This window comes from Pseudomonas sp. NBRC 111139, from assembly GCF_001753955.1.
In the GTDB taxonomy this organism is placed as follows: domain Bacteria; phylum Pseudomonadota; class Gammaproteobacteria; order Pseudomonadales; family Pseudomonadaceae; genus Aquipseudomonas; species Aquipseudomonas alloputida.
In genome coordinates this window covers 1-16,992 of record NZ_BCBP01000045.1, presented here as the reverse complement: position 1 = coordinate 16,992, position 16,992 = coordinate 1, and the positions used below count along the sequence as shown (strand labels likewise).

Here is a 16,992-nt window from a genome sequence, read left to right as displayed (position 1 = left end):
TGCTATTTCCGCGCTTTCACCGCTGCCGGCGCCTTGCCTGCCTTCATCTGCTGCAACAACGGTGTGCACTGGTTCGGGTCATCCCCGCTGCTGGGCGCAATCAGCGCCAGCAACCCCGCCGCCGGCCCAGCCACCACCCCCAGCGCAACCATGCCTGCGCCACGCAACGCCAGCGGCAATGCCTGCACACCGGCGTTCGGTTTGGCAAACGGTCCGCGCACATACAGGGGTGAACGCAGCGAGAACAACCGCAGCCCTTTCGATTCCGGGGTGATGTTCAAATCCAGTTGCTCGGAAGCGAAATTCGCCGTGCCGTCGATGTAGATGATCGCGTTCTCGGTATCGAAGATGAACAGCCGCGTAGTCGCCAGGCCATCCTTGATGCCCACATCGGCCGCCGCACAGTTGATCTTCACGTCCTCATCACCAAACAGCTTGCCGACCACATAGTTGCCCACGTTCAAGCCGGCAATTTCCATCAGGCTGCGGCTGATGGCGCCATCGTTGATCAGCATGCGCAAGTCGCCATTGGCTGTACCCAGCAAGGCAGCTACCGAGTTGCCACGGCCGCTGATGTCGGCGTCGCCATTGAGCTCACCAAAGCTGGTCTGCATTGGCGCGAAGGTAGGGAACAGTTGCTTGAGCTTGAAGCCACGCGCAGTCAACTTCGCGCGCCCCTGCAAGGGCACGCTGCGCCCGTCCAGGCGGATGTTGGAGGCCAGGCTGCCGCCGGCCACGCCAAAGCGCAGGGGCTCCAGGCGTAACAGGCCGTCTTCGAGCACCACATGGGCCGACAGGTCAGTGAACGGCAGTTGCGCGCTGTGCACGATGCGCTTGCCAGCAAAGGTGACATCAGCGTCCATTGCCCGCCAACGCTCGGTGCGAAACGCCTCCACTGGCAGCACCTTGCCTGCAGGCTGCTTGCTGGCACCGCCGCGGGCCTTCTGTTCGGCATTGGAGTCGGCACCGATCAGCGGCGCCAGGTCCTTGAACAGCAACTGGTTCGATACCAGGTTGCCGGACAGTCTGGGCCGTGGCTGGCTGGCAACGAAGGCCAGGTCCCCATGGATATCGCTGTCGCCGATCTTGCCGTTGAAGCCCTGGTAATTGAACGACGCCCCTTGCGCCGCCTGCAGGTTGGCGCTTAGGCGGCCGTCGGTGGAATAGGCCGGGGTGTCAGGCAAGGTGACGCCGGTCAATGGGTAGAGGTTGCCCAGGCTGGCACCCGACAAACGCAGGCGCAGGTCGAGGGCACCAAGGTTGCGCGGGTCGGTGAGGGTGCCCGCGAGCACCACATGGGTGTCGGCGATGCGCACGTCGGCCTGCAGCGGGAACGGCTGGCTGGCGTCCTGCAGGGCCAGCAGGCCGCCGATCTTGCCGGTGCCGGACACTGGCTGGCCTTTGTAGCGGCCCTGGGCCTTGAGGCCGAAGGCATAGTCCTGCGCACCGCCGGCCTTCTCGGCGCTGGCCTTGCCGACAATCTCACTGAACGGGATTGGCTTGCCAAGCGGGTCAATCTGCACCTTCATGCTGGTTTTGAGGGTCTGGTCGTCGAAGCTGACGTTGCCTTGGTCAAAGCCGATGGCGCCGATGTCCAGCTGCCATTTGGAAGGTTCAGCGTTTTCATCCTTGGGGCCGAAGTCGAAGACCCAGTTGGCGCGGCCATCGGCCAGGCGAGTGAGGCTGGCAGTGGGCTTGGTGAGGTTGATGCGGGGTATGCTGATCTGCTGGAACACCAGCGGTAGCGGCGCCAGGCGAAACTCCACGCGCTCAAGGCCGACCATCTTCGGCTCCTTGAGCCACTCGGGGTTGCCCAGCGTCAGGTCTTCGGCAATAAAGTGCGGCCAAGGCACCCAGGCACGCCAACCGCCCTCTTCGGGCTCGGTACGCCAGTGCACGGCGAGGTTGCCGTTGATCGCGAAGGGCCGATGCAAGGCTTCGGAGACCTTCTCGTTGAGCAGTGGCTTGACGCGGTTCCAGTCGAAGGTGGCAATCACTACCACCAGGATCGCCAGCACGGTAAGCAGGCTGGCGAGGGTCCAGACGAGGATTCTGGCGGGACGCGTCATTGCGTATTTCTCCTTGCGGCATGACAGAAAACAGGCGCAGCGATGGCCTCAATAACTCCGACTGATGAAAACCCGTGAGGTTTTATCGGTGGCGCCATGATAGCGAAGTTTTTCCTGGCCTCTTGCTCAGAAATTTGTCTTACCAGACTGCACATGTTACCCACCGCCAACCGGGCAAGGGGGTTGCCTGCATGGCTGCAATGGCCGGAATAGACGCCCTTAAAACCTCTATCAATATGGTCGATTGTTACCATTACCCGTATGAACTTCTCTCTGGCGTTACGCGGCGTAGCATTGGCTTCGTACCCACTTTCCAGCCCCCGAGAGGAGCACCGAAATCATGAAACGCCATCTGCTGACCCTGACCCTGTCCCTTCTGGCCGCCAACGCTTTCGCCCTGCCGGCGTCCGAGCAACACCTGACGTCCGAAGCGCGCTCCAGCGCTGCCGAAATCGCCCAGCCGCTGAAAACCGTCGCTGAAGGCGGCTCCGATCGCCTGATCGAACGTTCCGGCCGTGTTGCCGAAGGTGGCGCTGATCGCCTGATCGAACGTTCTGGCCGTGTTGCCGAAGGTGGCTCCGATCGCCTGATCGAACGTTCTGGCCGTGTTGCCGAAGGTGGCTCCGATCGCCTGATCGAACGTTCTGGCCGCGTTGCCGAAGGTGGCTCCGATCGCCTGATCGAACGTTCCGGCCGCGTTGCCGAAGGTGGCTCTGATCGCCTGATCGAACGTTCTGGCCGCGTTGCCGAAGGTGGCTCGGATCGCCTGGTTGAACTCAGCCGTGTGAGCTGATCGCCATGGCCGAAAAGAACAACTTCTGTCACAACGCTTGCTCCCCTCCAGGCCCGGTCCATTGACCGGGCTTTGTTTTTTTATCTAGAGTGCCCAGCCTGACCGTTACAGAAGCCCGCATCATGCTGCCGCGCGCCGAACAGAAGCTACAGACCCGCCAGGCCCTGCTCGATGCCGCCTGCCTGCTCATGGAGAGTGGCCGTGGTTTCGGCAGTATCAGCCTGCGCGAAGTGGCGAAGACAGCTGGCATCGTGCCGACCGGCTTCTATCGGCATTTCTCCGACATGGACGCTCTGGGCCTGGCCCTTGTCGCCGAAATCGACACCACCTTCCGCCAGACCATCCGCCTGGTGCGCCAGAACGAATTCGAACTGGGCGGCATCACCGACGCCTCGGTGCGCATCTTCCTCGACGTGGTCGCCGCCCACCGCGCGCAGTTCCTGTTCCTGGCCCGCGAGCAATACGGCGGTGCGCAGGCCGTGCGCCAGGCCATTGCCCGCCTGCGCCAGGATATCAGCGACGACCTTGCCACCGACCTTGCTCGGATGAAGCGCTGGCGACACCTGGACAGCGCCGCACTTGCGGTGATGGCCGACCTGGTGGTGAAAACCGTGTTCGCCACCCTGCCCGAGCTTATCGACAACCCGGAAGCGGGTTATCCACAGGCCCTGACGCCCCAGGAAAAGATCACCCAGCAGTTGCGCTTCATCTTTGTCGGGGCGCGGCATTGGCAGGGGCTCGGCAACCCAGGCTACTGAAAACCCCACTTCTGCTACCATGGCGCCCTGCCCGACAGCGACGAGCGCCGAAATGTCCGACCCCCGCCCCACCCTGCCCGAACTGGCCCGCTTCAACCAGCACTTCGCCGAACGCATCGTGCCGCTGTGGCAAGGCCCGGGCTGGAACGCCGACATGGCTCTGCCCTACGAAGCGCTGGACGCCCAGCACCATCCGTTGCCGGTGCAGCGCTACCGCGCCATGGCCTGTGCACGCCAGCTGTATGTGTTCAGCAGCCGTATCGGGCAACCGGGCGCTGCGGAGCGTGCCGCAGCCCTGTTTCGCTCGCTGCAAAAGCACTTCCACGATGCCGAGCACGGTGGCTGGTTCTACAGCATCGACGCCCAAGGCAAGCCGCTGGACCGGCGCAAGGACCTGTATACCCACGCCTTCATCGTGTTCGCCTGCGCGCACTACTGGGGCAAAGTGCGCGAAAGCCTGGTGGAGTCCACGTTGAATGCCGCGCTGGACATCATCGACCAACAGTTCGCCCGTGACGATGGCCTGTACGAAGCCTGCCTGGGCGAAGACTGGGCCGACCTCGGCAGTGGCCCGCTGCAGAACCCGCAGATGCACCTGGCCGAAGCGTTCCTGCAAGTACTGGCAGTGCGTGGCGACGAACATGTCCGCCAGTCGCTGCTGCAATTGTGTCAGGCGCTCGAGGCGCATTTCATTGAACCGGCCCATGGCCTGATGCTGGAAAAGCCACACGGGGCTGTGGATAACTGGTTCGAGCCTGGGCACCAGTTCGAGTGGTTCTATCTGCTGCATACCTCCCCGCTGCTGCGTGACACGCCGCTGCATGCGTCGATAGACCGGGCCTTCGGCTTTGCCGAGCAATTCGGGGTGAAGGATGCGGCCGTACTGGCCATGCTGAATGTGGATGGCCGGGTGCTTGATGCCTCCCAGCGTATCTGGGCGCAGGCCGAGTACCTGCGGGCGCTTACATTGCGTGAAGGCAGTGAAGCAAAGCTCGCGGGGCAGTTGGGCGCCCTTTCAGCGCGGTTCCTGCGTGACGCCGGCTGGTATGAGTGCCGAGGGGGTGACGGCGCGGTGAGCAGGGATGACATGCCATCGACCACGCCTTATCACTTGGCTACCTGCCTGGAAGGGCTGAATCAGGCGAATTTCTGACTGTCCATACAACGAACCTGTCAGGGGTGAGCGTTTCCCTCTGCCGGAAGCATCTCCCCACGCCTATGTTGGTGCTCCTTTCTCGAACGTTCAGGAGTAACCAACATGGAAGCAGAAGCCTTCAAGGCATTTGTCGAAGAGCAGATCAACCGAGCGGCACAAAAGATAATCGATCACGGCCACCGCTATGACGAGCACTCCCATGGCAAACTCAGCTACCTGCTAAGCCTGCGCCGTGTCATCAATTGCGAAGCAACGGCCGAGGACATGGGCCGGCATGACGCCATCAACGATGTCCTTCAAGCGTTAGGCATCATTCCTAAAGAAAGAACCGGCTTTTACTATATCAACTGAGCGATGCGTTGCTTCGCGAACCGGATCGTTCCGGTTCGCGCCTCTTGCTTAGCCTTTTGATCGGTCGATCGAGAACCCTGCCCAGTCCTGGCTCACCGGCATCAGTTCCAGGCTGTTGATATTGATGTGCGCCGGCTGGTTGAGGATCCAGAAGATGGTCTCGGCAATATCCTGTGGCTGGATCGGCTCCGCACCCGCGTAGGTAGCATCGTACTTGGCCTGGTCACCCCCGAAGCGCACCAGCGAGAACTCGCTCTCGCACAGACCCGGCTCGATGTTGCTCACACGCACACCGGTACCGCGCAGGTCGCAACGCAGGCTCAGCGAGAACTGGCCGACGAAGGCCTTGGTGCCGCCATACACGTTGCTGCCCGGGTACGGGTAGTTGCCCGCCACCGACCCGACGTTCAGGATCGACGCGCCGCGGCCATGGGCGATGAGCCGTGGCAGCAGCAGGCGAGTGGTGTACATCAGGCCCTTGATGTTGGTGTCGACCATGGTTTCCCAGTCGTCCAGGCTGCAGTTCTGCGCAGCATCCACACCCAGCGCCAAGCCGGCGTTGTTGACCAGACCGCGAATCTTTTCAAAGCCGGCCGGCAGATTGGCAATAGCCTGCTCCATGGCTTTGCGGTCACGCACGTCCAGCACCAGGCCATGCACTTCGGTCTTGGCCGACAGTTCAGCGCACAGGGCGTCCAGGCGCTCTTTGCGGCGCCCAGTGAGTACCAGCTTCCAGCCGGCTTCTGCGAAGCGGCGGGCAGTGGCCTCGCCGAAACCGGAAGTCGCGCCAGTGATGAATACGGTGGACGTCATGCTGTGTTCCTCACGGTAGGTTGTCATGGCAGCTTTGCAGCATGCCCGCGCCTGGCCTTGGCAGCAAGCCGTTCAGGGGCTGTTCATTTTTTGTTCATATTCTGCAAACCCTTGCGGCAGAGGGCTCGCCGCCAGGTATACGCATGTTATCCACAAGGCTTTCCCCACGGATTGGGGGCAACTTGTCCACCGCACGGAACCCTTTCAGCGGGTTGTGGTCGGTGGATATCTTGGCGGTGATGGCGCAAGGCTTTCAAACATGCCGCCTGCAGCGGTCTGTCCAAGGTTTTTACACAGAGTTATCCACAGGATTATCGCAACACTTCAAGTGCATGCAGAGATTTTGAAAGCTTGGGGAAATCATCCACAACGGGGATATGAACAAAAAATGATCAAATCGCTACAGGGCTTGATACTCAAGGGCTTGAGCGATATGCCACCATGTTTTCCACAGGCGGCTCCACACTATCCGTGGAAAAGAGTTGGCCTGTGGAAACAATGGCTTGCGAAGGAATATGGGTGTGTTTCGGGAGAAGGGAACGACAAGTTTTCCACATTGAGAAGGGGGCTGCATTGCAGCCCCTGCATACAACTCAGTGCCCGCCCAGATAAGCGCTACGCACTTCCTCATTGACCAACAGTTCCTGCCCGGTCCCGGTCATGCGAATCTGCCCGTTGACCATCACATAGGCCCGGTCCGACAGTTTCAGCGCATGGTTGGCGTTCTGTTCCACGAGGAAGATGGTCATCCCGGTCTTGGCCAGTTCTCGCAGGGTCGAGAAAATCTGCTTGACCACGATCGGCGCCAGCCCCAGCGAGGGCTCGTCCAGCAACAGCAACTTCGGCCGGCTCATCAGCGCCCGGGCAATCGCCAGCATTTGCTGCTCGCCACCCGACATGGTCATGGCCCGCTGGTTACGCCGCTCCTTCAACCGCGGGAACAGCTCGTACATGCGCTGCATGTCTTCGTCGGCATGCTTGTCGCCGATGGGGATGGTACCCATCATCAGGTTTTCCTCGACAGTCATGTCGGGAAACACCCGGCGCCCCTCCGGCGACTGGGCAATGCCGTTGGAGGCGATGTAGTGCGAGGATTTGCGGGTAATGTCGGTGCCACGGTACACGATATGCCCGGATGCCGCCCGCGGCTGGCCGAAAATCGACATCAGCAGGGTCGACTTGCCGGCACCGTTGGCGCCGATCAGGCTTACCGTCTCGCCCTCGTTGATGTGCATCGAGACTTTCTTCAGTGCCTGGATCGGCCCATAGAACACGTCCAGGTCTTTCAGCTCGAGAATGGGTGCACTCATACCAGTTCCTCTTCGTCTGCACCCAGGTAGGCGGCAATCACCGTCGGGTTGTGGCGGATGTCCTGCGGCGCACCTTCGGCAATCACATTGCCGTGGTCCAGCACCACGATATGGTCGGAGATACTCATGACCATGCCCATGTCGTGCTCGATCAGCACCACAGTGATGTCGTGCTCGTCACGTAGCACACGGATCATGCGGCTGAGTGCTTCGGTTTCCTGCGGGTTCAGGCCCGCCGCCGGTTCGTCCAGGCAGATGATCTTCGGCCGCGTGCACATGGCCCGGGCAATTTCCAGGCGGCGCTGCTGGCCGTACGACAGTTCGCCGGCCAAGCGGTTGGCACAATCGACCAGGTCGACCACTTCCAGCCAGTAGAAGGCGTGGTCCAGCGCATCGCTCTCCGCCTTGCGATAGGCCTTGGTGTTGAACACACCTGCCAGCAGGTTTCGGTTGACCCACATGTGCTGCGCCACCAGCAGGTTCTCCACCACCGACATTTCCTTGAACAGCCGGATGTTCTGGAAGGTGCGTGCCAGGCCGGCGCGGTTGACCAAATGGGTACCGCCGAACATCTTGTAGTACATGCGGTTGGCAAAGCGCGCAGGCGAAACGAAGTCGGCCGGCTGGAAGCGCTCACCGAGCAGCTGGATCACGTTGGTATGGCTGCCGCGCACGTTCAGCTCGATGCGCCCGCCACTGGCCTTGTAAAAGCCGGTCAGGCAGTTGAACACCGTAGTCTTGCCGGCGCCATTGGGGCCGATCAGGGCGAAGATCTGGTTGCGCCGGACCTTCAGGCTGACATCGCTGAGCGCCTTGATGCCACCGAACTGCATCATCAGGTTGTCGACCGAGAGAATGATATCGTCGCTCATGGCGCCACTCCTTTACGCGGGGTCACACCGGTACGGCTGATGCGGATCAGCCCACGCGGTCGCCAGATCATCATCAGCACCATCAGCACGCCGAACAGCAGCACCCGGTATTCGGAGAAGCTGCGCAGCAGCTCTGGCGCCACGGTCAGCACGAACGCCGCAATGACCACGCCCACGGTCGAGCCCATACCCCCCAGTACGACAATGGCGAGGATCAACGCCGACTCGAAGAAGGTGAATGAAGACGGGTTTACGAAACCCTGGTAGGTGGCAAAGAACACCCCGGCCAGGCCGGCGGTAGAGGCGCCAAGGGTAAACGCCGAGAGCTTGACCAATACGTGGTTCAGGCCCATCGAACGGCAAGCGATCTCGTCTTCGCGCAGCGCTTCCCAGGCCCGGCCGACCGGCATGCGGGTCAGGCGGTGCTTGATGTACAGCACCGCCAGCACGACCATGAACAGCACCGCATAGATGAACACGAACTTGAGGTTGGCGTTGTATTCGAAGCCGAAGAACTCATGGATCGGCACCCCACCGTCCTTGGCGCGGCGGCCGAACTCCAGGCCGAAGAAGGTTGGCGATGGCGCCGGCATGCCGTTGGGGCCACCGGTGAACGACAGCCAGTTGTTCAGCACCAGGCGAATGATTTCGCCAAAGCCCAGGGTCACGATCGCCAGGTAGTCACCGTGCATCCGGAGCACCGGGAAGCCCAGGATGCACCCCGCCAACGCCGCCGCGATGGCCGCCAGTGGCAGCACGCTCCAGAAGCCCAGGCCAAGGTATTGGTACCCCAGCGCCAGGCCGTAGGCACCGATGGCGTAGAACGCTACATAACCCAGGTCGAGCAGGCCGGCCAGGCCCACCACGATGTTCAGGCCCAGGCCCAGCAGTACGTAGATCAGGCCAAGAATGACCACAGTCAGCAGGTACTTGTTGGCGAAAATCGGGAAGACGATGGCAATCACCACCAGCGCCGGGATGATGTAGCGTAGCCGCGACACATAGTTCGGCGCGCGCACATGCACGCCCGAGCCGCCACTGTCGAAGCCCTCGAGCATGCGCCGCCCGGCAGCGGTCTGCACGTACAGGCTGAGCAGGAAACGCCCGAGCATCACCCCGCCGACCAGCCAGGCAACCCGACGAGGTTCGGCGTTGAAGGTATAACCGTCGAGCACCACGCCGACGATCGGGCCGAAGACAATCAGCGCCAGCAAGCCGGCAACGATGGTCTCGAGCAGGCTGCGCTTGATATCGAAACCTTTGGTTTCAGAGGCAGAGGCAATTTTGGCAATCGACATGTTCACACCTTAGCCACGAGCGGGCGACCCAGCAGGCCTTGTGGGCGGAAGATAAGGATCATCACCAGCAGCGAGAAGCTGAACACGTCCTTGTAGTCGGAGTTGATCAGGCCGGAGAACAGCGACTCGGAAATACCCAGGATGATCCCGCCGAGCATCGCGCCAGGCAGCGAGCCGATGCCACCGAGCACAGCAGCAGTGAACGCCTTGATACCGATGATGAAGCCGGCGTAGAAGTCGAAGGTGCCGTAGTTCATGGTGATGAGCACGCCGGCCAGGGCGGCCATCACTGCACCGATGACGAACACGTAGGAGATTACCCGGTCGGTGTTGATACCCAGGATCGAGGCCATCTTGCGGTCTTGCTGGGTAGCACGGCACATGCGGCCGAGCTTGGTGTACTTGATCACGTAGGTCAGCAGGCCCATGCCGACAAAGGCCGCCACCAGGATGAAGATCTTGGTATAAGTCAGTTGCACGAAGCCGGACCCGACTTCGACACGCATAGCACCTTCCAGCAGGGTTGGCACGCCTTGCTGGCGGGCGCCCTGGCTGATCTGTGCGTAGTTCTGCAGGATCAGCGAAATGCCGATGGCACTGATCAGCGGTGCCAGGCGGGTGGAGTTACGCAGCGGTTTGTAGGCGATGCGCTCGATGGTGAAACCATAAACGCCGGTGACGACGATGGTGAACAACAAGGTGCCCAGCATCAGCAGGGGGAACGATTCGACACCGAAGTAAGCCAGCAATGCCAGGCTGATCGCCGCGAGGTAAGCGGAGATCATGTACACCTCGCCGTGCGCGAAGTTGATCATGCCGATAATGCCATAGACCATTGTGTAGCCGATGGCGATCAGGCCATAGACCGACCCGAGGGTCAGGCCGTTGACCAGTTGCTGCAGGAAAATACCATCCATAACGCAATCTCACCTGATTGAGATTGCACGAGCGCCGACCACGGCGCGGGCCACCTGTGCGGGGCCCTCGCAGCGCAGAACTGTGCAGATCTACGAATAAAGACAGGTACCGCGGGGCTTGGGCCCGAGCAACCGCCCGGGCCGCGGGCCGTTGTTATTTTTGTTTTTCCAGCTGGTGGTATTTACCGGTCTTGTCCCACTGGTAGACCACGTAGTCGGACACGGTCAGGTCGCCCTTGCTGTCCCACTTCTTCTCACCCATGACGGTCTGCACCGGGTTGGCCTTGAGCCACTTGGCAGCGTCCTCGCCCTTGTTCGACTTCGCGCCATTGAACGCGGCAGCCAGAGCCTGCAGCGAAGCGTAGGCGTACAGGGTGTAGCCCTCAGGTTCGGTGCCGGCCTTGCGGAACTCCTCCACCACCGCCTTGCTGTCTGGCAGCAGGCGCGGGTCGGCACCGAAGGTCATGTACACGCCGTCAACGTATTGCGCGCCGCCGGCGGTAGACACCAGTTCGTCGGTGACGATGCCATCATCGGACATGAACTTGACGTCCTTCAGGCCCTGCTCGCGCAACTGGCGTACCAGCGGGCCGGCTTCCGGGTGCAGGCCGCCGAAATAGACCACGTCGGCACCGGTAGAGCGGATCTTGGTGACCACAGCGCTGAAGTCTTTCTCGCCACGGGTCAGGCCTTCGTACAGCACAGGCTTCACGCCGCGTTTTTCCAGCTGCGCCTTGGTCGCGTCGGCCAGGCCCTGACCGTAGGTGTCCTTGTCGTGCAACACCGCGACCTTCTTGCCCTTGAGCACGTCGACGATGTAGTCGCCAGCGACGATACCCTGCTGGTCGTCACGGCCGCACATGCGGAACATGGCGCTCAGGCCGCGCTCAGTGACCTGTGGGTTGGTGGAGCCTGGGGTGATGGCGATTACGCCCGCCTCGTCATATACCTCGGACGCCGGGATCGTGTTGGAGGAACAGAAGTGGCCCACTACGCCGATCACCTTGTCCTGGTCGACCAGTCGGTTGGCCACGGCCACGGCTTGCTTCGGCTCACAGGCGTCATCGCCTTTGACCAGGACGATTTTCTCGCCATTCACGCCACCGGCGGCGTTGATCTTGTCGGCCGCTGCCTGCGCACCTTTCATGTACTGCTCGCCAAACGCTGCGTTGGCACCGGTCATTGGGCCCGCTACACCGATCTTGACGTCGGCCTGAACATACGAAGAAACACCCAGCGCCGTAGCTACGGCCAGAGCCAGGAAACCTTTCTTGTAAAACGTCTGCGACATGAGGTGGTGCTCCTAGAGTTTTTTTGGTTGGCACTACAACTACTCAGCCCTGTGCTCAGAGCAAGGGCCGTGCCATCGGTTTTGTCTTCCGGGAAAACACACTGTGCAGGATGCCTGTAGGCGACGGGCGGCCTTTTCTTTATTGAGCGTGCAACCGTCTGCCACGCGGCAGGCGCCACCACACGTACAGACAAGGAGCAACCGTCGAGTGCCATCATTGCAACCCTGGCAAGTGTTTACGTGCAACCGCCCTGTAACAGCGGACGTCACCGAACTGCACACCGCTGGTGCGCGACTGCTACAGGCGGCACCGTTTCAAGGCTAGCTGGTGCACGGAAAAACACCTCTGTTTTGGCTGTTTCGGCCTCTTCGCGGGCACGCCCGCGCCTAAAATAGGAACAAGGCCCCGCACCGTGTAGGGGCGGGCTTGCCCGTGAAGAGGCCGGAACAGCCACACAAGGGGTAAAAGGCTGGCACAATGGCCGCCAATCGCCGCTTCCGGAGCCCCCTTGATGAGCGAAAGCGCATTCGCCGAGCGCATCGTGCACAACTTGCTCGACACCGACTTCTACAAACTCACCATGATGCAGGGAGTGCTGCACAACTACCCGGACGCCGACGTCGAATGGGAATTCCGCTGCCGCAACGGTGAGGATCTGCGCCCCTACCTCGGCGAAATTCGCAATCAGCTCGAACAGCTTGGCGACCTCACCCTGGACGATGGCCAGCTGGCCTTCCTCGAACGCATCAGCTTCCTCAAGCCCGACTTTTTACGCTTTCTGCGACTGTTCCGCTTCAACCTGCGCTACGTGCACGTCGGCATCGAAAACGACCAGCTGTTCCTGCGCCTGAAAGGTCCGTGGCTGCATGTGATCCTGTTCGAAGTGCCGCTGCTGGCCATCATCAGCGAAGTACGCAACCGCAATCTGCACCCGCACATGCGCCTGGCCGAGGCGCGGGATCAGTTGTACCGCAAGTTTGACTGGCTGCGTGCACATGCCAGCGACGACGAGCTGGCCGAACTGCAGGTGGCCGACTTCGGCACCCGCCGGCGCTTTTCCAGCCGCGTGCAGGAGGAAGTGGTAAGGGTGCTGCGCGACGACTTCCCCGGCCGTTTTGTCGGCACCAGCAACGTCGACCTGGCATGGAAACTGGATATCAAACCGCTGGGCACCATGGCCCACGAATGGATCATGGCCCACCAGCAGCTCGGCCCCCGGCTGATCGACAGCCAGATCGCCGCGCTGGACTGCTGGGTACGCGAGTACCGCGGCTTGCTCGGCATCGCCCTGACCGACTGCATCACCATGGATGCCTTTCTCGGCGATTTCGACCTGTACTTCGCCAAGCTGTTCGACGGCCTGCGCCATGATTCGGGCGAGCCGGTAGCCTGGGCGGAAAAGGCCATTGCCCATTACCAGAAACTGGGTATCGACCCGATGACCAAGACCCTGGTGTTTTCTGACGGCCTCAACCTGACCCGCTCGCTGGAAATTTTCCGCGCCCTGCGCGGCCGCATCAACGTCAGCTTTGGCATCGGCACCAACCTGACCTGCGACATCCCTGGTGTGGCACCCATGAGCATCGTGCTTAAAATGACCGACTGCAACGGCGCGCCGGTGGCCAAGATCTCTGACGAAGCCGCCAAGACCCAGTGCCGCGACGAGAACTTCGTCGCCTACATGCGTCACGTATTCAAAGTCCCCAGCAAGGAGTAACCCATGCAAGCGGTTCAGCAAGAGATTGCCCAGGCGCTGAAGGTACAGCCGCCGTTCGCCGACGCGGCAGCGCTCGAGGCCGAAGTCGCCCGACGGGTGGCGTTCATCAAGGACTGTCTGGCCAATGCTCGACTCAAGACCTTGGTGCTGGGCATCAGCGGTGGCGTCGACTCACTGACTGCCGCCCTGCTCGCCCAGCGCGCCATCAACGAGCTGCGCGCCGAGACCGGCGACAAGGCCTACACCTTCATTGCCGTGCGCCTGCCGTACCAGGTACAGCATGACGAGCATGACGCCCAGGCATGCCTGGATGTGATCAAGGCAGATGAAGTTCACACGGTGGATATCGCCCCGGCAGTGCGTGCATTGGCAGCTGAAGTGGCGGCGTTGAAGAATGGCTCGCCGACGTTGGTGGACTTCGTGGTTGGCAACGTCAAGGCACGTACCCGAATGGTCGCCCAGTACACCATCGCTGGCGCCCGCGCAGGTCTGGTGATCGGAACCGACCACGCCGCCGAGGCGGTGATGGGCTTCTTTACCAAGTTTGGTGATGGTGCCTGCGACCTGGCGCCGTTGAGTGGGCTGGTGAAGAATCAGGTGCGGGCGATTGCGCGCAGCTTCGGTGCGCCGGAGTCACTGGTGGAAAAGGTGCCAACGGCCGACCTGGAAGACCTGGAGCCGGGCAAGCCGGACGAGGCGTCACATGGCGTGACCTACGCGCAGATCGATGCCTTCCTGCATGGGCAGCCGGTTGACCAGGCAGCGTTCGACATCATCGTCGCCACCTACCGCAAGACCCAGCACAAGCGCGAACTGCCGTTCGCTCCTTGATAAGTGGCCTGCAGGAGCGGGTTCACCCGCGATTACGAGGGTGAACCCACTGACGCATTCGCGGGTGAACCCGCTCCTACAGGGTTCGCCGTCAGCCTTTGATTACTTGACGATGACCTTGCCTTTCATCATCGAGATGTGGCCCGGGAAGGTGCAGAAGAAGCTGTAGTCACCACCGGCTTCCAGCTTGGAAGTGTCGAACTTCACTTCGGTTTCTTTCTCAGGCGCGCCGATCATCTTGGTGTGGGCGATGATCGCGGCGTTGTCAGCCTTCAGGTAGTCCTTATCCAGACCCTGGCTCATGCCTTCGGTGGCAATGGCCTGCATGTCGGCAGTCTTGCTGATCACCAGGTTGTGGCCCATGACGTTCTTCGGCAGGTTGCCAGAGTGGGTCAGTTTGACGGTGAATTCCTTGCAGCTCTTGTCGACAGTGAATTCCTTGCTGGTGTAGGACATCTGGTCAGTCGAGTCGACAGTGACCGAGCACTCGGCGGCGAAGACAGAAGCGCTGGCGAGGGTCAGCAGGGATACCGCTACAGCTTTCGCAAACATCATGAATCTCCTTGGCAGGGTTTTATCAATTGCGAGACTGCCTGAAACCGTTCAGCCCCTTGCTGATATGGGTCAAGGGGGGTGTCAAGCGGTCAGCCAGTAGAATTGTTCAATGGATTGTATACAACCAATCTAAGGGCACATCATGCCCTTTTATTAGACGATGGGACAACCTCTCATTTAGGAGCAATACCAAATGCCCATCTCCAACTTCCTCAATAGCCTGCTCGCTGCCTACGCCCACGGCGCCACAGGAGCCATCTGCGAATTCTCCCGACCAGAATGAACCCGGCCTTGGAAGCGACGGGCATGCGCCGTACCCTGTGCGCCTGAGTGACAGGAGATGAGCAATGCCCGTACGTTCCGTTTGTGTGTTCTGCGGCGCCAGCATGGGCGCCAACCCTGCCTACCGTGAAGCAGCCGTCGCGCTAGGCCAGGCCATTGCCCGCCGTGGCTTGACCCTGGTGTATGGCGGTGGCGCGGTCGGCTTGATGGGCGTGGTGGCCGACGCGGCCATGGCGGCCGGCGGCGAAGTGGTCGGGATCATTCCGCAGAGCCTGCTGGACGCTGAAGTCGGCCACAAAGGCCTGACCCGCCTGGAAGTGGTGGATGGTATGCATGCGCGCAAGGCCCGCATGGCCGAGCTGAGCGATGCCTTCATTGCCTTGCCGGGAGGGCTGGGTACGCTGGAGGAACTGTTCGAAGTGTGGACCTGGGGGCAACTGGGCTATCACGCCAAGCCACTCGGGCTACTGGATGTGAACGGTTTCTACGACAAGCTGGGCGGGTTCCTCGACCATATCGTCGAAGAAGGCTTCGTGCGCCCGCAACACCGGGCGATGTTACTGCTGGGGCAGCAGCCGGACGAGCTGCTGGACGGGATGGACAGCTTTGTGGCGCCGGTCGCGCCTAAGTGGGTCGACAAGCAGCCTGATTGAAGCTGAGACTTTTGGGACCGCTTCGCGGTCCTTTCGCGACACAAGGCCGCTCCCACAAAAGCACTGCGTACAGCCGATCAATATGGGAGCGGCCTTGTGTCGCGATGGGCTGCAAAGCAGCCCCAATAGTCGATCAGTTAACGCGGAATGACAGGCTGACGCGGCTTCTTGTTGCCCTTGCCGCCCTTGCTCGCCTCTTTGCGCTCCTTGGCCGCCTGCTGGTTGCGCGCAAACGCTTCGGCCTTGGCCTTCTCGCGCTTGTCCCACGGCTTGCTGCCATCGCTGCCACGCGGCGGCAGGCCGGTGTGCTGGGTCAGGATCTTCTGGTCCTTGCCCACCTTGTGGCTCCCCGCCGGGGTCGAGTTCTTGCGGCGCGCGCTCTGGTAGCTGTCGGTCTGCGGCTGGTGCGCCGGAATCAGCTGGTGCTTGCCCGGCCCGATCAGGTCGGCGCGACCCATACGCTGCAGCGCTTCACGCAGCATCGGCCAGCCCTTCGGGTCGTGATAGCGCAAGAACGCCTTGTGCAGACGGCGTTGCTCGTCGCTCTTGACGATCTCCACCCCTTCGCTCTTGTAGGTCACCTTGCGCAGCGGGTTCTTGCCTGAGTGGTACATGGCCGTAGCCGAGGCCATTGGCGACGGGTAGAACGCCTGTACCTGGTCGGCACGGAAGCCATTGCCCTTCAGCCACAGGGCCAGGTTCATCATGTCTTCGTCGGTGGTACCGGGGTGCGCGGCAATGAAGTACGGGATCAGGTACTGCTCCTTGCCCGCTTCTTTCGAGAATTTCTCGAACATGCGCTTGAAGCGGTCATAGGTGCCGATACCCGGCTTCATCATCTTGTCCAGCGGGCCACGCTCGGTGTGCTCCGGGGCAATCTTCAGGTAGCCGCCAACGTGGTGGGTGACCAGTTCCTTGACGTACTCCGGCGATTCCACCGCCAGGTCGTAGCGCAGGCCGGAAGCAATCAGGATCTTTTTCACACCCGGCAAGGCACGGGCCTTGCGGTACAGCTCGATCAGCGAGCTGTGGTCGGTATTGAGGTTTTCGCAGATACCCGGGAATACGCACGACGGCTTGCGGCAGTGCTTCTCGATTTCGGGGCTTTTGCAGGCGATGCGGTACATGTTGGCAGTCGGCCCGCCAAGGTCCGAGACCACGCCAGTGAAGCCCGGCACCTTGTCACGCATCTCTTCGATTTCGTGCAGGATCGACTCGTGCGAGCGGTTCTGGATGATGCGGCCTTCGTGTTCGGTGATCGAGCAGAAGGTACAGCCACCGAAGCAACCACGCATGATGTTGACCGAGAAACGGATCATCTCGTA

17 protein-coding genes are annotated in these 16,992 nt (G+C 61.3%); 8 read left to right on the top strand and 9 right to left on the bottom strand.

Features of this window, described 5'->3' with window-relative positions; translation table 11 throughout:
• Positions 1 to 2: 2 nt before the first annotated feature.
• Positions 3 to 2,069, bottom strand: coding sequence for an AsmA family protein (locus BJQ17_RS18040; RefSeq protein ID WP_060545173.1), 2,067 nt, complete (start codon positions 2,067 to 2,069; stop codon positions 3 to 5).
• Positions 2,070 to 2,409: 340 nt separating this feature from the next.
• On the opposite strand from BJQ17_RS18040, the gene BJQ17_RS18035 reads away from it, so the two are divergent.
• The 4 genes from BJQ17_RS18035 to BJQ17_RS18020 all read left to right on the top strand — a co-directional run bounded on the left by BJQ17_RS18035 (position 2,410) and on the right by BJQ17_RS18020 (position 5,127).
• Positions 2,410 to 2,862 (top strand): phage infection protein, encoded by a 453-nt coding sequence (locus BJQ17_RS18035; protein ID WP_070096398.1) that lies wholly within the window; start codon positions 2,410 to 2,412, stop codon positions 2,860 to 2,862.
• 122 nt (positions 2,863 to 2,984) lie between these two features.
• On the top strand, positions 2,985 to 3,620 hold the full coding sequence (locus tag BJQ17_RS18030) for a TetR family transcriptional regulator (protein WP_070096397.1): 636 nt from the start codon (positions 2,985 to 2,987) through the stop codon (positions 3,618 to 3,620).
• A gap of 52 nt (positions 3,621 to 3,672) precedes the next feature.
• Complete coding sequence (locus BJQ17_RS18025; protein ID WP_003249601.1) at positions 3,673 to 4,773, top strand: AGE family epimerase/isomerase; 1,101 nt, start codon at positions 3,673 to 3,675, stop codon at positions 4,771 to 4,773.
• Positions 4,774 to 4,878: 105 nt separating this feature from the next.
• Positions 4,879 to 5,127 carry a hypothetical protein gene (locus BJQ17_RS18020; protein ID WP_003249600.1) on the top strand — a complete coding sequence of 83 codons (249 nt, stop codon included), beginning with the start codon at positions 4,879 to 4,881 and terminating at the stop codon, positions 5,125 to 5,127.
• Positions 5,128 to 5,175: 48 nt separating this feature from the next.
• Here the strand turns inward: BJQ17_RS18020 and BJQ17_RS18015 are convergent, their stop codons facing one another.
• The gene (locus BJQ17_RS18015; protein WP_003249597.1) at positions 5,176 to 5,940 is read right to left on the bottom strand and encodes an SDR family oxidoreductase; all 765 of its coding nucleotides are present in this window, start codon (positions 5,938 to 5,940) and stop codon (positions 5,176 to 5,178) included.
• Positions 5,941 to 5,965: 25 nt separating this feature from the next.
• Here BJQ17_RS18015 and BJQ17_RS31215 point away from each other — a divergent pair, with 25 nt between their 5' ends.
• Entirely contained in the window at positions 5,966 to 6,574 is a 609-nt protein-coding gene (locus BJQ17_RS31215; protein WP_139139795.1) for a hypothetical protein, read from the top strand.
• Here BJQ17_RS31215 and BJQ17_RS18010 read toward each other — a convergent pair.
• From BJQ17_RS18010 to BJQ17_RS17990, 5 genes are all read right to left on the bottom strand, one after another.
• Complete coding sequence (locus tag BJQ17_RS18010; RefSeq protein WP_003249595.1) at positions 6,534 to 7,250, bottom strand: ABC transporter ATP-binding protein; 717 nt, start codon at positions 7,248 to 7,250, stop codon at positions 6,534 to 6,536. The genes BJQ17_RS31215 and BJQ17_RS18010 overlap by 41 nt on opposite strands.
• Positions 7,247 to 8,122 carry an ATP-binding cassette domain-containing protein gene (locus BJQ17_RS18005; protein ID WP_003249594.1) on the bottom strand — a complete coding sequence of 292 codons (876 nt, stop codon included), beginning with the start codon at positions 8,120 to 8,122 and terminating at the stop codon, positions 7,247 to 7,249. Before BJQ17_RS18005 ends, BJQ17_RS18010 begins: the two co-directional genes overlap by 4 nt.
• On the bottom strand, positions 8,119 to 9,420 hold the full coding sequence (livM, locus tag BJQ17_RS18000; RefSeq protein ID WP_003249592.1) for a high-affinity branched-chain amino acid ABC transporter permease LivM: 1,302 nt from the start codon (positions 9,418 to 9,420) through the stop codon (positions 8,119 to 8,121). Before livM ends, BJQ17_RS18005 begins: the two co-directional genes overlap by 4 nt.
• Before the next feature lie 2 nt (positions 9,421 to 9,422).
• Positions 9,423 to 10,337 (bottom strand): branched-chain amino acid ABC transporter permease, encoded by a 915-nt coding sequence (locus BJQ17_RS17995; RefSeq protein ID WP_003249590.1) that lies wholly within the window; start codon positions 10,335 to 10,337, stop codon positions 9,423 to 9,425.
• 154 nt (positions 10,338 to 10,491) lie between these two features.
• On the bottom strand, positions 10,492 to 11,628 hold the full coding sequence (locus BJQ17_RS17990; protein ID WP_003249588.1) for a branched-chain amino acid ABC transporter substrate-binding protein: 1,137 nt from the start codon (positions 11,626 to 11,628) through the stop codon (positions 10,492 to 10,494).
• 512 nt (positions 11,629 to 12,140) lie between these two features.
• Between BJQ17_RS17990 and pncB the strand changes: the two genes are divergently transcribed.
• Both pncB and nadE read left to right on the top strand, forming a co-directional pair.
• A complete protein-coding gene (pncB, locus tag BJQ17_RS17985; RefSeq protein ID WP_054889015.1) occupies positions 12,141 to 13,346 on the top strand; it encodes a nicotinate phosphoribosyltransferase in 1,206 nt (401 codons plus the stop codon).
• 3 nt (positions 13,347 to 13,349) lie between these two features.
• Positions 13,350 to 14,177 carry an ammonia-dependent NAD(+) synthetase gene (gene nadE / locus BJQ17_RS17980; RefSeq protein ID WP_003249583.1) on the top strand — a complete coding sequence of 276 codons (828 nt, stop codon included), beginning with the start codon at positions 13,350 to 13,352 and terminating at the stop codon, positions 14,175 to 14,177.
• Positions 14,178 to 14,279: 102 nt separating this feature from the next.
• Here nadE and azu read toward each other — a convergent pair whose 3' ends face one another.
• Positions 14,280 to 14,729, bottom strand: a complete 450-nt coding sequence (gene azu / locus BJQ17_RS17975; RefSeq protein WP_003249580.1) for an azurin — start codon at positions 14,727 to 14,729, stop codon at positions 14,280 to 14,282.
• Between the two features lie 350 nt (positions 14,730 to 15,079).
• Between azu and BJQ17_RS17970 the strand changes: the two genes are divergently transcribed.
• Positions 15,080 to 15,667 carry a TIGR00730 family Rossman fold protein gene (locus BJQ17_RS17970; protein ID WP_003249578.1) on the top strand — a complete coding sequence of 196 codons (588 nt, stop codon included), beginning with the start codon at positions 15,080 to 15,082 and terminating at the stop codon, positions 15,665 to 15,667.
• Between the two features lie 137 nt (positions 15,668 to 15,804).
• On the opposite strand, the gene BJQ17_RS17965 is transcribed toward BJQ17_RS17970, so the two are convergent.
• Positions 15,805 to 16,992 (bottom strand): DUF3362 domain-containing protein (locus tag BJQ17_RS17965; protein ID WP_139139794.1); only part of this gene is annotated, 1,188 nt, incomplete at its 5' end.

Excerpts from the sequence above, each read along its gene's own strand:
- BJQ17_RS18040 (WP_060545173.1), bottom strand. The coding sequence starts at position 2,069 with ATGACGCGTCCCGCCAGAATCCTCGTCTGGACCCTCGCCAGCCTGCTT.
- BJQ17_RS18035 (WP_070096398.1), top strand. The coding sequence starts at position 2,410 with ATGAAACGCCATCTGCTGACCCTGACCCTGTCCCTTCTGGCCGCCAAC.
- BJQ17_RS18030 (WP_070096397.1), top strand. The coding sequence starts at position 2,985 with ATGCTGCCGCGCGCCGAACAGAAGCTACAGACCCGCCAGGCCCTGCTC.
- BJQ17_RS18025 (WP_003249601.1), top strand. The coding sequence starts at position 3,673 with ATGTCCGACCCCCGCCCCACCCTGCCCGAACTGGCCCGCTTCAACCAG.
- BJQ17_RS18020 (WP_003249600.1), top strand. The coding sequence starts at position 4,879 with ATGGAAGCAGAAGCCTTCAAGGCATTTGTCGAAGAGCAGATCAACCGA.
- BJQ17_RS18015 (WP_003249597.1), bottom strand. The coding sequence starts at position 5,940 with ATGACGTCCACCGTATTCATCACTGGCGCGACTTCCGGTTTCGGCGAG.
- BJQ17_RS31215 (WP_139139795.1), top strand. The coding sequence starts at position 5,966 with ATGGCAGCTTTGCAGCATGCCCGCGCCTGGCCTTGGCAGCAAGCCGTT.
- BJQ17_RS18010 (WP_003249595.1), bottom strand. The coding sequence starts at position 7,250 with ATGAGTGCACCCATTCTCGAGCTGAAAGACCTGGACGTGTTCTATGGG.
- BJQ17_RS18005 (WP_003249594.1), bottom strand. The coding sequence starts at position 8,122 with ATGAGCGACGATATCATTCTCTCGGTCGACAACCTGATGATGCAGTTC.
- livM (WP_003249592.1), bottom strand. The coding sequence starts at position 9,420 with ATGTCGATTGCCAAAATTGCCTCTGCCTCTGAAACCAAAGGTTTCGAT.
- BJQ17_RS17995 (WP_003249590.1), bottom strand. The coding sequence starts at position 10,337 with ATGGATGGTATTTTCCTGCAGCAACTGGTCAACGGCCTGACCCTCGGG.
- BJQ17_RS17990 (WP_003249588.1), bottom strand. The coding sequence starts at position 11,628 with ATGTCGCAGACGTTTTACAAGAAAGGTTTCCTGGCTCTGGCCGTAGCT.
- pncB (WP_054889015.1), top strand. The coding sequence starts at position 12,141 with ATGAGCGAAAGCGCATTCGCCGAGCGCATCGTGCACAACTTGCTCGAC.
- nadE (WP_003249583.1), top strand. The coding sequence starts at position 13,350 with ATGCAAGCGGTTCAGCAAGAGATTGCCCAGGCGCTGAAGGTACAGCCG.
- azu (WP_003249580.1), bottom strand. The coding sequence starts at position 14,729 with ATGTTTGCGAAAGCTGTAGCGGTATCCCTGCTGACCCTCGCCAGCGCT.
- BJQ17_RS17970 (WP_003249578.1), top strand. The coding sequence starts at position 15,080 with ATGCCCGTACGTTCCGTTTGTGTGTTCTGCGGCGCCAGCATGGGCGCC.